The organism is Corynebacterium suranareeae, assembly GCF_002355155.1.
GTDB classification, from domain to species: domain Bacteria; phylum Actinomycetota; class Actinomycetes; order Mycobacteriales; family Mycobacteriaceae; genus Corynebacterium; species Corynebacterium suranareeae.
The window spans coordinates 420,753-433,409 of sequence record NZ_AP017369.1 but is presented as its reverse complement, the minus strand read 5'-3'; the positions used below and the strand labels follow the sequence as shown (position 1 = coordinate 433,409).

Genomic DNA, 12,657 nt, shown 5'->3' with positions numbered 1-12,657 from the left:
AATGCTCAGGGCGGGCTTCAAATATGCTCCCTTACATGGTTTGGTATTCCCAATGCGCTTGTAAAGCCCTAAGCTACGATCACCGGACGCACTGCTACTCCGCACTTTAAAAATTCAGCAAATTATTAAAGAAAAGCTGCCATTATTAACCTCTCGGGTTCACGATTCACGGGGATATCGCTAGGCTGTTGGGGTGTCCACCACCAATTCTCTGACAAAGCTCGTTGCATCGACAGTCGCCGCAGGCGTCCTTGGTGCGCTCGCATTAGTGCCTTTCGCCAGCCTGTCTGGTGTTGCAGTTGCGCGTACCAATGACACGATGCAAACCAACCTTTCAGATCTCACAGATGGTCGCGGTCCCGGTGTCACGACGATCACGGATTCAACGGATCAGCCGATTGCTTATATTTATGGGCAACGGCGCTTCGAGGTTGGTGGTGATGAAATCTCTAAGGCAATGAAGGATGCCATTGTCTCCATTGAGGATCGTCGCTTCTATGAGCATGACGGAGTAGACCTTCAGGGTTTTGGTCGCGCAATGTTGACCAACTTGGTGGCTGGTGGTGTTGAGCAGGGTGCTTCAACCATCAATCAGCAGTATGTGAAGAACTTCCTGCTGTTGGTGGAAGCTGATGATGAGGCAGAACAAGCAGCAGCGGTGGAAACCTCTATTCCTCGTAAGCTCCGTGAGATGAAGATGGCGTCTGATTTGGAAAAGACGTTATCTAAGGATGAGATTCTTACTCGTTATCTCAACATTGTTCCTTTCGGAAATGGCGCTTATGGCGTAGAAGCTGCCGCTCGGACGTATTTTGATTCTTCAGCAGCCGAGCTCACCATTCCGCAGTCCGCAATGCTTGCAGGTATTGTGCAGTCTTCTTCTTATCTCAATCCTTATACCAATCATGATGCTGTGTTTGAGCGTCGGAATACGGTGTTAGGAGCAATGGCTGATGCTGGCGCAATTTCACCTGAGGAAGCCGCCGCCTTCCAGCAGGAACCATTGGGAGTTTTGGAAACTCCTCAAGGCTTAGCCAATGGTTGCATTGGTGCCGGGGATCGTGGTTTCTTCTGTGATTACGCACTGCAGTATCTCTCTGAACAGGGCATTACCCAAGAGATGCTGGCTAAAGATTCCTACACCATCAAGCTCACTTTAGATCCTGATGTGCAAGATGCAGCTCGAAATGCCGTTGCTTCCCATGTTGACCCCACAACTCCTGGCGTTGCCGAAGTAGTCAATGTGATTGAGCCGGGTGAAAATTCCCGTGACATTTTGGCTATTGCATCTTCACGCAATTACGGCCTCGACCTTGATGCTGGGGAAACGATGCTCCCTCAAGCAACATCACGCGTTGGTAATGGTGCAGGTTCTATTTTCAAGATCTTTACCGCAGCTGCCGCAATCCAGGAAGGTGCAGGCCTTGACACCATGCTGGATGTTCCTGCCCGATATGAGGTGAAAGGGATGGGCTCTGGCGGTGCTGCAAACTGCCCAGCTAATACTTACTGTGTGGAAAACGCTGGAACTTATGCACCACGTATGACATTGCAGGACGCACTTGCACAGTCACCCAACACCGCGTTTGTGGAGATGATTGAGCAAGTTGGTGTGGAAAAGGTCGTTGATCTTTCCGTGAAATTGGGACTGCGCAGTTACACCGACGAAGGTTCCTTTGATGGTGAAAGCTCCATTGCGGATTACATGAAGGACCACAATCTAGGCTCTTATACTTTGGGACCTACTGCGGTAAACCCACTTGAGCTATCCAATGTTGCTGCAACAATTGCTTCTGGCGGCATGTGGTGCGAGCCAAATCCAATCGTTAGCGTTCATGACCGCGAAGGCAATGAAGTCTACATTGATCGACCAACTTGTGAACGCGCCGTAGAAACTGAAACTGCTGAAGCTTTAGCTGTCGGCATGAGCAAGGACATCGTCAACGGTACTGCAGCATCAGCTGCCAACATGTACGGCTGGTCTCAACCGACTGCAGCTAAGACAGGTACCACCGAGTCCAACCAATCTTCATCATTCATGGGCTTTAACAGCAACTTCGCGGCTGTCCCATATATCTACAACGATGGAACCACAACCACCCCACTATGCAGTGGACCTGTTCGCCAGTGCAGCAGCGGCAACCTCTTCGGCGGTAATGAACCAGCTCAAACATGGTTTAACATGGCCAGCAACGTGCCCGCGGCAGCCCAAGGTTCACTGCCAGATAGCAGCGACGCCTTCCGCATCGGCGCTTCAGGCGAGCTGCTGAGCAAGGTAATCGGACAAAGCGAAGCCTCCGCACGTCGCACACTCGAGGCAGAGGGCTACAAGGTAACCACGCGCTCGGTATCCGGCTCCGGCAGTGCGCGCGGCACGGTTGTCAGTGCAAACCCGCAGGGTGCAGTGCTTATCGACGGATCGACCGTCATTCTTGAAATTTCCGACGGCTCAAGCCCAGCTCCGGCAACAAACAACGATGACGATGATGCTGGAGACTCCCCTGCTCCATCAACAAACAACCGTGGAACAACGATTGAAGACGCCATCAATGACGCCATCAGTCAATTCTTCCGCTAAGTAGCTGGAACCTGGTTACTGGCTTAGACGGCTCTTCACTGCGGTGGAGAGTCGTTTTCCATCTGCACGACCAGCAGCTTTCGCAGTAGCAGCCTTCATGATCTGGCCCATCTTCTTCATATCTGCCTCACCACCAACTTCAGCGATAGCTTCATCGATCAATGCGTTTAGCTGATCATCATCAAGCTGCTCAGGCTGGTAGTTTTCCAAAATGGAAGCCTCTTTAAGCTCCACATCTGCCAATTCCTGACGACCATTTTCGGTGTACACCTCAGCTGACTCGCGACGCTTCTTAATTTCGCGAGCAATCACCTTCAGCACTTCTTCATCATTAAGCTCGTGCTTAGCTCCGGTGGTTTCTTCCTGGGTCAATGCAAAAAGCAGCATGCGCAAGGTACCGGTGGTGTCCTTATCGCGAGCCTTCATAGCGGTAGTTAGATCTGCGCGGATTTTATCTTTTAGTTCACTCATGTTTGCCCAGAGTACTCCCCGGGTAGGGTGAATAAGGTGTCAACTACGATTAAAACACTCACTTTTTCAGCCGCAGCACTGCTCGGAACCGGTATCGCCACCGCAGCATGGGGATATTCAGAGCTAGAAAAATTTGAACTCAAGACAATTGAGCTTCCGATTTTAAAGCCCGGAACCCTGCGTGGAGAAAAAGAGTTTCGTCTTCTTCACATCTCTGACCTCCACATGATCCCAGGTCAAGAAACCAAAAAGGCATGGGTATCCGCGCTGGATTCATTAAGCCCTGATTTAGTAATCAACACCGGCGACAACCTTAGCGATGAAAAAGCAGTACCCGATGTCCTCCGCGCACTTGGGCCTTTGATGAAACGCCCCGGCGCGTTTGTATTTGGCACCAATGATTATTGGGCACCCCGCCCCGTCAATCCTTTTGATTACCTTATTGGCAAAAAACGCGAAGTCAGCCACATCGATTTACCATGGCGAGCCATGCGAGCTGCATTCATCGAACACGGCTGGCAAGATGCCAACCAAAAACGCCTTGAATTCCAAGTCGGTTCTGTACGCCTAGCTATTTCTGGTGTCGATGATCCCCACCACAACCTCGACGACTATTCAGAAATCGCTGGTGCACCAAACGTGGACGCTGATCTCGCCATAGCATTGCTTCATGCTCCCGAGCCACGAGTGCTCGCACAATTTGAAGCCGATGGCTACCAGCTTTCCCTATCTGGCCACACCCACGGCGGTCAGCTTTGTCTGCCAGGCAGCAAACCGATCGTCACCAACTGTGGAATCGATAGGAAACGAGCAACCGGCCTCAACAAATTTGGGGCTATGTGGATGCACGTATCCAACGGTCTCGGCACCTCCAAATATGTGCCATTCCGCATCTTCTGCCGACCAAGCGCCACCTTAATCAAGATCACTGAACAGGCACTTTGACCTGAAAAACCCACAGGACTACAGTGATTTCCCGTACTGATTCCAGTCATTCGGGATATGGCGCAGCTTGGTAGCGCGTGCCGTTCGGGACGGTAAGGTCGCAGGTTCGAATCCTGTTATCCCGACTAGTTAAGCCAGGTCAGATAGTGTTTTGCTATCTGGCCTGTTTGTGTTCTGGCGACGATTTTCCCACACTTTGTTAAGCCACTGTAAAAAGAACCCGAAGAAAATTCCCAAGGTGGCTCCAACCACTAAACCAATCAGTGGTTGATCCTGGAAAAGCCATCCACCCACATATCCCAACAAGGTTGCTTGGGTCGCCCAAATCAACGCACCAATGGAATCCCAGATAAGAAACCTCGTCCAGGAATATCCCACGGATCCTAAAATGATGGTGACAAACCACCTCGCCCACGGAATGAAACGAGCGATGATAATCGTCGAGACATCCCGTTCATTGAGATTTTCCCGCGCCCACCCCAGCGCTTTCCCACGTTTGGAATTTCCGGGAACTCGATTCACCACTTTGATTAACCGAGTGCCAAAGAAATAACACAGGTTATCGCCAACAATCGCAGCTACTGTGGCCACCACAATAACCAACCACAGGTTCGGTGTTCCTCGTGCACCTGACCAAGCTCCCGCTAAAGCAAGAACAGTTTCGCTAGGAATAAGCGGCAAAATACAGTCGAAGAGTACAACTACTGACAGCACCGGATAAAACACTGCAGCAGCCATGAGCGTTTCCACCCAGCTCACCAACTGATCATTCAAAATGCTTCCTTCTTAAAGCGTGCGATCAACACTACCCAACACTGTCCTTGAACAGGATCGATCGTATTGAGTATTCCTGGCAATTCCGTGCAGAACCCTTGGCGATCCCAATAGACAAAGTTCTCATGTTCATTTCATTTTAGTATCCGACAATGGAGTGGAAGATGATTTGGATAGAGGAAGACAGCCCATGAAAACACTCCCCCGTTACGCTCCACTAATTACGATTCTGGCTTTGCTTGTTCTGGTTGCCATCGGTGGATCTGCACTGGCAAATAACAGATCTACTCCCAACGTAGAAAGTGAACCAGCCACCATCACCCACACTCCTATTTCAACAACATCTGTTGAAGAACAGCCGAATACTGCACCTGCAGAAACTCCCCCAACCACCCAGGAAGTGCATGAAACCCCAGTACAAACACCAGTTTCTCCTCCTGTTCAGGTGCAACAACCCCCGCAGGTGCCGCTGAACTATCAGTACTATGACGATGATGATTACGACGACTGGGATGACGACCTCGACGACCACAACGACTTCGATGATGACGACGACTGGGATGACGACCTCGACGACTTCGACGACGATTAACCCATCCCAGAACCAACCTTGAGGCATCTCTTATTTCATGGCCAAATCAACCCCGCTGAACACAACGATGAAGACAACACTAAAGGCATCATTACGCTGGCGAATCGTTTTGTGGATGACAGCGGTTGTTTTCTTAACTCTGGCAAGCGTGGTGATCATTACCCGTTCCGTGTTGCTTTCAGACGTGACAAATACAGCAAATTCTGCCGTTGAGCAGGAGATTGAGGAGTTTCGTCGATTTGCAACGGAAGGTGTGGATCCAACAACTGCGCAGCCTTTTGCTTCAGGGCATCGTTTGATGGAGGTCTATTTATCTAGGCAGATTCCGGATGAAAATGAAGCCATCGTGGGTATTTTTCCAGGTGAGCTGATTCAGGTTGATTATTCTCAGCTCAGTGGTGCCCATCCTGCTCCCCTAGAACACTCTGACCCGTTAGTTTCTGAAATCCGACAGTCCACTTTAAATTCTGGAATTTTCAACGATCCTGACCGCGGAGCGGCTCATTGGGGCAAGGTGAATTTTGAGACAGCATCCGGCGAGGCCGATGGTGAGTTCGTTGTCGCTTTCTTCGCCGATAATCTTAAAAGTCAGGTCAATAGCCAGATTCAGATCCTTATATTGATCGGCACCGGAGGGCTAATTGCTTCAATTCTGATTGCGTGGTTGATCGCTGGGCAGATCATCGCGCCGATCCGAAAATTGAGTTCTGTGTCTGCGAAAATTAATAATTCCGATCTCACCCGTCGTGTTCCGGTGGAGGGCCGTGATGAGATCGCGCAGCTAGCCAGCACGTTTAATGCCATGTTGGATCGCATCGAGCTGGCGTATAACGATCAACGTCAGTTCGTCGATGATGCCGGACATGAGCTACGCACGCCGATCACTGTGGTGCGTGGCCAGTTGGAGCTTCTCACCACCACCCCACCGGAGGAACAAGCACGATCGATTGAGTTGGCCACTACTGAGCTGGACCGGATGTCGCGAATGGTCAATGATCTGCTCACCCTCGCAGTCGCTGATTCCGGCACCTTCATCCATAAACTCCCCACGGATGTCACAGACTTGACCATTGATATTGAGGACAAGGCCCGCACCATCAGCGACCGAATTTTGCTTGTCGACGCCGCCGAGGGCCTCGTCAACCTCGACGAGCAGCGGGTCACCGAGGCAGTGCTGGAATTGTTTAGCAATGCGTTGCGCTATAGCGACGATGTGGTGGAGTTGGGTTCAGATTTCCGACATTCAGGACCCGACCGCATTTTCCGCATTTGGGTTCGAGACAAAGGCAAAGGCATCGACCTCGATGAACAAGAAACCCTGTTCGACCGTTTCTCCAGAGGCTCCCAAAAAAATTCACGGCGTCCCGGTGGCGCCGGCCTAGGCTTATCTATTGTCAAAGCAATCGGCGAGGCTCATGGCGGTCGAGCTTTCGTTAATTCCACACCAGGTTTAGGTTCTATTTTCGGACTAGAAATTCCCGCACCACAACAATCAAAGGAATACACCCATGAGCAAGATCCTGCTCGCTGAAGATGACGCTGGCATTGCTGATTTCATCGTTCGCGGCCTCATCCGCGAGGGTTTTGACTGCGAAGTCACAGAATCTGGCGCCGAAGCATTTGCCCGCGCACATTCTGGTGATTTCGATCTGATGGTTTTAGACCTAGGTCTTCCACACATGGACGGCACAGATGTTCTTGAGCAATTAAGAAATCTGCAGGTCACACTACCTATCATCGTGCTCACGGCACGCACCAACATTGAGGATCGTCTCCGCACGCTTGAGGGAGGCGCTGATGATTATATGCCCAAGCCGTTTCAATTCGCTGAGCTTTTAGCGCGTATCAAACTTCGTCTTGCTAAACATACTGCTCAAGAATCGCCGACCGATGCGCGTGTGCTGCGCAACGGCGATGTTGAGCTTGATCTTCGTACCCAGCGCGTGCTTATCGACGGCTCCTGGCACGATCTTTCCCGGCGCGAAGTAGATCTCTTAGAAACTCTCATGCGTCACCCAGGACAGATTCTCTCCCGCGCGCAGCTTCTCCGGTTGGTGTGGGATATGGATTGGGATCCTGGGTCAAATGTCGTCGATGTATATGTGCGTGCATTACGGAAGAAAATTGGGGCTCACCGAATTGAAACTGTTCGCGGTTCTGGTTACAGGTTGAGATAGCATTTTAGATCAATGCGTTTTCGCATGAATGATTACTAATTGGACGTAGTCGATAGATCACTATCCCCATAATCTGTGAGCATGACCACTTCAACTATTCAAGCTCCAACCCTTTGGGATACTGACAGACGAAACAAAGCAGAACGCATTGATGCGGTCTCTTCTTTGGTAAATGGAAAATTCATTCCGACCGAAAAAATAACTGAGGCTCTCGAACTACTCATCCAACCAGGTGATCGCGTAGCTCTCGAAGGCAACAATCAAAAACAGGCAGATTTCCTCTCTCGATCTTTGGCCAAGGTCAATCCGGAACGCATTCATGACCTGCACATGCTGTTCCCGTCGATTTCACGGCCAGAGCATTTAGATCTTTTTGAAGATGGTATTGCTTCAAAAGTAGATTTCGCTTTTTCTGGTCAGCAATCTGCACGCACTGCGCAGCTTGTTGAAGATGGCACGATGCAGGTTGGCGCTATCCACACTTACCTCGAGTTGTACTCGCGGATGTTTTTGGATCTTGCCCCTCGTGTTTCTTTGGTCGCAGCTGTTTCTGCGGATAAAGATGGAAACCTGTTCACCGGCCCCAACACTGAAGATACTCCAACGATTTCTGAGGCAACTGCCTACCGTTCCGGAATTGTCATTGCTCAGGTAAATGAAATTGTCGATTCTTTGCCCCGCGTCGATATCCCTGGAAGCTGGGTAGATTTTGTTGTTGAGGCAGATAAGCCTTTTGAAGTCGAAGCACTTTTCACCCGTGATCCCCGGCAGCTCACTGATGTTCATGTGCTTCTTGCAATGTTGACCATTCGTGGTGTTTATGAAAAGCACCAGGTCACTTCTCTCAACCACGGAGTTGGGTTGGATACAGCCGCAATTGAGTTGTTGCTTCCTACCTATGCGGAGCGTTATGGGCTGAAAGGAAAAATCTGTACGCACTGGGCTCTAAACCCACACCCAAATCTGATTCCAGCCATTGAAACTGGTTGGGTGCAGCGCATTTCTGCATTCGGCGGTGAAGTGGGAATGAGTAATTATGTTGCGGCAAGGCCGGATATTTTTACCACAGGGCCTGATGGAAGTTTGCGTTCCAATCGCATGGCTGCTCAATCTGCTGGTTTGTATGCCACTGATATGTTTGTTGGTTCCACCCTGCAAATTGATCCATATGGAAACTCTTCCACCGTCACAGCGGGACGTCTTGCAGGTTTTGGTGGCGCACCAAACCTTGGTTCTGATCCCCGTGGTCGTAGGCATTCCAGCCCAGCATGGTTGGATATGGCTCAAGGCGAAGGACAGCTCGGCATTCAGCGAGGTCAAAAGCTTGTTGTTCAGATTGCAGAAACTTTCAACGCAGGATCAGATCCAAAGTTTGTGGAGCAATTGGACGCGGTAGCAGTGGGCAAGAAAGCCGGCATGGAGATCGCACCGGTGATGATTTATGGCGATGATGTCACCCACTTGGTCTCTGAAGAAGGCGTTGCTTATCTGTATAAAGCACAGTCTTTGGAAGAACGACGGATGGCAGTGTCAGCGATTTCAGGTGTGTCGCCGCTCGGCGGGATTGCCAATGCTGATGATATTGCAGAGCTTCGTCGAAATGGTTTGGTGGGATTCCCAGAAGATATCGGTGTCAATCCTTCAGAGGCAAGTCGCACATTGCTTGCTGCGCATTCCATGGAATCACTTGTCGAATGGTCCGGCGGATTGTATGAGCCACCAGCCAAGTTCAAGAGTAGGTAAAAACGATGCACAACATTGTAAAAGTTCAACAAGCATCAATTGGCCGTTTAGCTACACAGGCTTTATTGGCTGAGGTTAATCTTCCTCATAAACCAGGTTTGGTTGGCCCTGACGGTTCTCGCGGACACCAGGACATGGATATCGAGCTGATGCGGAAATCAGCGAAGGTGTTGGAGCCAACGTTTTCAGAGCTTGCAGAAGCCGGCAAAACAATTGAGCTTGGTCAAGAGTTGCGGAATGAGATCGGCAAGATTGGTCGGCGTGGTGAAGCCACAATGATGGATGCAACTGGCGGGGTAAATACTCACCGCGGGGCGATCTGGAATGTGGGGCTTTTGGTCACTGCTGCCTCAGGTTTGATGACACGGGAAGATCAGCCATTCACCGCTTTTTCCATTGCGCAGCGTGCAGGCTCTCTGGCATCCATTCCCGATTCTTTTATTGATAGTTCCCCTCGACCAGGAGCAACTGCGAGGAAGAAGTACAAAGTGGGAGGTGCCGTATCGGAAGCGGCCTCAGGTTTTCCTCATGTCATCGCCATCTTGCAGGCCATGGGCTTTTATGCGGGCGATTTCACTCCGTCTTACGAGCTGCAAATCAAAGGATTAATAACGTGTATGAGCAGCCTTGATGACACGTGTATTTTGCACCGAGGCGGCGCGGAAGCTCTAGCTTTTGTGCATAAGAGCGCCACTGATTTATTGGTGGAAAGCCCACCGAATGAGGGGTTGGACGTCGAAAAGCTATCTGCTTTTGATCAACACCTGACCAACCGCAACCTTTCCCCGGGCGGCAGTGCTGACCTGCTTGCTGGCGCCTTATTTTTAACCTCGATTTTTGGAGAATCTCATGCAAATCATTAATGAAACTTTCCCTGCAACTATCCCTTTTCAACACGATATTCACGTTGGCGTCGTGGGCTCGGGCGATATGGAAATTCTGATTTCTGCGCCCCGCAATGCTGGAAAAACCACGGTTAAAGTTGCCACCTCCGTTGATGGTTTTGATACCGTGTGGCGCAATGTGCTCAAGCGGTTCTTCGGCAGAAATCCTTTGGAAGCAGACATCACGATCAATGATTTCGGCGCCACCCCAGGCATGGCGATGCTGCGTCTGACCCAGGCATTTGAGCAGGCAACGTCACCGCAAACAATTGAAATTTCAGATTCTTCACCGTTTACTGAGCTCAGCGCCCGGCAGCGTGTGCAATCACTTTTGGATCCGGGGACGTTCCGCGAACTGCTTGATCCCTTTCAAGAAATCCAATCTCCACACCTTGAGCCGCAGGGCATCGTCCCGCAGCTCGATGATGGCGCGGTGCTGGGTCGCGGCACCATCAACGGCGACTCCGCAATCGTTGTCGGCCTCGAAGGCAAATTCCAGGGAGGCGGCATCGGCGAGGTCTCAGGCGCGAAAATCGCCGCAGCGCTTGAAAGAGCGCTTGTCGACGCTAAAGCCGGACACAACATTCGCGTTGTCCTCCTGCTAGAAACCGGTGGCATTCGTCTTCAAGAAGCCAATTTGGGATTGCTTGCCATCGCAGAAATCCATTCCGCCATTGTGGAACTGCAGAGGTACACCCCGGTGGTTTGCGTTGTTGCCGGCATGGTTGGTTGCTTCGGCGGAATGGGAATCGCCGCCGGATTGTGCGATCACATCATCATGACCAGGGAGGGACGTCTTGCTCTTAATGGCCCGGAAGTTATTGAAACTGAAGCCGGAGTCCAAGAACTCAACGCCTCTGATCGTCCTGCCATCTGGAAAATGATCGGTGGTGAGCAACGTGTTGCCACTGGTCGTGCAGATGTTCTTTCCGATGACACAGTTGAATCTATCCGCGCCGCAGTTGTTGCCGCACCAGTTACGGCATACACCCACCACCGCGCCAACAACCTCGCTAGTTTCAATGCCCAACTTGAACGCCTCAACCCCAGCGCCCGCCCCACCGCCGAAGAACTTCGCACTGTTTCTGCATAGGAGTACACCATGACCACCACGCTTAATTCCACTGAACTTGGTACAACTTGGTTCAACACGCTATCCACCCAGATCACCTCAAGTGAAGGATCACTACGAACCGGAACCATGCCGCTGAATGGCCAAACTGCTGCGGTTGCCGCGATTGTTCCTGACCCAGACAGTCCTTTCCCCAGAGCTCGTCATGGAGAAGTAGGAATCAAAGAGTCCCTGGAACTTGCCGCATGGCTTAAAACTCTTGAAGATCCTAAACAGCCCATCATTTTGATCATTGATGTTCCCAGCCAGGCATATGGTTACTTTGAGGAGCTCTTTGGTATTAACTTTGCGCTGGCAACCTCGGTGAATGCGCTTGCCGAAGCCCGACTAGATGGCCACCCACTAGTCAGCCTCATTGTGGGAAACGCAATTTCGGGCGCATTTTTGGCCACTGGTTTGCAATCAAATCGAATCCTCATGCTGGACAGTGATGCAGTACAGGTGCAGGTGATGAGTAAAAAAGCAGCTGCCCGCATCACCCAACGTTCCATTGAGGAACTAGACAAGGCAGCGGAATCCATTCCAGCAATGGCCTTTGATGGGCGATCCTTTGTCACCCTTGGTGCAATCCATGAAGTAATTACTGATGACAGCACCACAGGGGTAATCCGAGCACTTGAACGTGCATTGTCTGATATTTCAGATAAGAAGATTGTTTCTCGGTTGCAGTCTGCGGAAGCACAAAAAACTCGTGCCCAATCCATCCTGATTCGTTCGGCAGTAAATGACCAATGGTAAAAACTCCTCGCGTCCACGACCTTGTCCGCTTGCACCCTGACGCCATCCCTCAGGTGGTGTACCAAGCACGCATAGAAAACAATGCGTGGCTGGAAAATTCGGGTGATAAAGCATCATGGGCTGTGGTTCGACGAGCACGCCCCACCACATCAGGACATGTTGCGGTGGGCTTTCGGGGATCGTCTAGAAATCAGCGTTGGGGTACTGAAATCCCAGCAGAATACATCACAGCTGTCGCTGCGCCGTATGAAATTTCTTCAAAGGTTCTCCCCGACGGCGCTGCCTTTCAAGCTTTTAACGCATTCGATGAAATGCCCTACAAGTTTGGTCCCGGGGGCAGCGTTGGGTTTGAGCTAGCGTCAGGAATACAGTCAACTCACCCAGACAGCGATCTTGATTTAGTGATCTACGCCGATTCCCCGCTATCGGTTCACGATATCCGCACTATTCGTCATTTTCACCAACGCGCTGCTGTTTTTGCAACCGTGGATATCCTCATCGAAACTCCACTAGGAGGTGTGGCATTTAGTGAGCTTGAGCGCGCTATGTCGTATTCACCAATGCCTTCGATGATGCTTCGCACACATCAAGGCCCGGAACTCAGCAACATCATTTGGAGGTAG

12 protein-coding genes and 1 tRNA gene are annotated in these 12,657 nt (G+C 50.9%); 11 read left to right on the top strand and 2 right to left on the bottom strand.

The genetic code is table 11. The features are described from left to right. The first annotated feature begins 193 nt into the window (after positions 1 to 193). Complete coding sequence (locus N24_RS02105; RefSeq protein ID WP_096453907.1) at positions 194 to 2,578, top strand: transglycosylase domain-containing protein; 2,385 nt, start codon at positions 194 to 196, stop codon at positions 2,576 to 2,578. Between the two features lie 15 nt (positions 2,579 to 2,593). On the opposite strand, the gene N24_RS02100 is transcribed toward N24_RS02105, so the two are convergent. Then, positions 2,594 to 3,049, bottom strand: a complete 456-nt coding sequence (locus N24_RS02100) for a GatB/YqeY domain-containing protein (protein ID WP_096453905.1) — start codon at positions 3,047 to 3,049, stop codon at positions 2,594 to 2,596. A gap of 36 nt (positions 3,050 to 3,085) precedes the next feature. Here N24_RS02100 and N24_RS02095 point away from each other — a divergent pair, with 36 nt between their 5' ends. Next, a complete protein-coding gene (locus N24_RS02095) occupies positions 3,086 to 3,994 on the top strand; it encodes a metallophosphoesterase (RefSeq protein ID WP_096453903.1) in 909 nt (302 codons plus the stop codon). Positions 3,995 to 4,045: 51 nt separating this feature from the next. Continuing rightward, positions 4,046 to 4,119: transfer RNA gene (locus N24_RS02090), tRNA-Pro, on the top strand. A 4-nt stretch (positions 4,120 to 4,123) separates the two neighbouring features. Here N24_RS02090 and N24_RS02085 read toward each other — a convergent pair. Continuing rightward, positions 4,124 to 4,768, bottom strand: coding sequence for a DedA family protein (locus tag N24_RS02085; RefSeq protein WP_096453901.1), 645 nt, complete (start codon positions 4,766 to 4,768; stop codon positions 4,124 to 4,126). Positions 4,769 to 4,958: 190 nt separating this feature from the next. On the opposite strand from N24_RS02085, the gene N24_RS02080 reads away from it, so the two are divergent. The 8 genes from N24_RS02080 (at position 4,959) to N24_RS02045 (ending at position 12,657) form a co-directional block, all read left to right on the top strand. Next, the gene (locus tag N24_RS02080) at positions 4,959 to 5,360 is read left to right on the top strand and encodes a hypothetical protein (protein ID WP_096453899.1); all 402 of its coding nucleotides are present in this window, start codon (positions 4,959 to 4,961) and stop codon (positions 5,358 to 5,360) included. A gap of 37 nt (positions 5,361 to 5,397) precedes the next feature. After that, positions 5,398 to 6,891, top strand: a complete 1,494-nt coding sequence (locus N24_RS02075) for a sensor histidine kinase (protein WP_096453897.1) — start codon at positions 5,398 to 5,400, stop codon at positions 6,889 to 6,891. Then, on the top strand, positions 6,869 to 7,537 hold the full coding sequence (locus tag N24_RS02070) for a response regulator transcription factor (protein ID WP_096453895.1): 669 nt from the start codon (positions 6,869 to 6,871) through the stop codon (positions 7,535 to 7,537). Before N24_RS02075 ends, N24_RS02070 begins: the two co-directional genes overlap by 23 nt. Positions 7,538 to 7,618: 81 nt before the next feature. Beyond that, positions 7,619 to 9,280 (top strand): malonate decarboxylase subunit alpha, encoded by a 1,662-nt coding sequence (mdcA, locus tag N24_RS02065; protein WP_096453893.1) that lies wholly within the window; start codon positions 7,619 to 7,621, stop codon positions 9,278 to 9,280. 5 nt (positions 9,281 to 9,285) lie between these two features. Beyond that, the gene (locus tag N24_RS02060) at positions 9,286 to 10,143 is read left to right on the top strand and encodes a triphosphoribosyl-dephospho-CoA synthase (protein ID WP_096453891.1); all 858 of its coding nucleotides are present in this window, start codon (positions 9,286 to 9,288) and stop codon (positions 10,141 to 10,143) included. Continuing rightward, complete coding sequence (locus N24_RS02055) at positions 10,130 to 11,257, top strand: biotin-independent malonate decarboxylase subunit beta (RefSeq protein ID WP_096453889.1); 1,128 nt, start codon at positions 10,130 to 10,132, stop codon at positions 11,255 to 11,257. The genes N24_RS02060 and N24_RS02055 overlap by 14 nt, the downstream gene beginning before the upstream one ends. A gap of 9 nt (positions 11,258 to 11,266) precedes the next feature. Next, the gene (locus tag N24_RS02050; protein ID WP_096453887.1) at positions 11,267 to 12,034 is read left to right on the top strand and encodes a biotin-independent malonate decarboxylase subunit gamma; all 768 of its coding nucleotides are present in this window, start codon (positions 11,267 to 11,269) and stop codon (positions 12,032 to 12,034) included. Next, a complete protein-coding gene (locus N24_RS02045) occupies positions 12,028 to 12,657 on the top strand; it encodes a malonate decarboxylase holo-ACP synthase (protein ID WP_096453885.1) in 630 nt (209 codons plus the stop codon). Before N24_RS02050 ends, N24_RS02045 begins: the two co-directional genes overlap by 7 nt.

Excerpts from the sequence above, each read along its gene's own strand:
- N24_RS02080 (WP_096453899.1), top strand. The coding sequence starts at position 4,959 with ATGAAAACACTCCCCCGTTACGCTCCACTAATTACGATTCTGGCTTTG.
- N24_RS02045 (WP_096453885.1), top strand. The coding sequence starts at position 12,028 with ATGGTAAAAACTCCTCGCGTCCACGACCTTGTCCGCTTGCACCCTGAC.
- N24_RS02060 (WP_096453891.1), top strand. The coding sequence starts at position 9,286 with ATGCACAACATTGTAAAAGTTCAACAAGCATCAATTGGCCGTTTAGCT.
- mdcA (WP_096453893.1), top strand. The coding sequence starts at position 7,619 with ATGACCACTTCAACTATTCAAGCTCCAACCCTTTGGGATACTGACAGA.
- N24_RS02070 (WP_096453895.1), top strand. The coding sequence starts at position 6,869 with ATGAGCAAGATCCTGCTCGCTGAAGATGACGCTGGCATTGCTGATTTC.
- N24_RS02050 (WP_096453887.1), top strand. The coding sequence starts at position 11,267 with ATGACCACCACGCTTAATTCCACTGAACTTGGTACAACTTGGTTCAAC.
- N24_RS02075 (WP_096453897.1), top strand. The coding sequence starts at position 5,398 with ATGGCCAAATCAACCCCGCTGAACACAACGATGAAGACAACACTAAAG.
- N24_RS02055 (WP_096453889.1), top strand. The coding sequence starts at position 10,130 with ATGCAAATCATTAATGAAACTTTCCCTGCAACTATCCCTTTTCAACAC.
- N24_RS02100 (WP_096453905.1), bottom strand. The coding sequence starts at position 3,049 with ATGAGTGAACTAAAAGATAAAATCCGCGCAGATCTAACTACCGCTATG.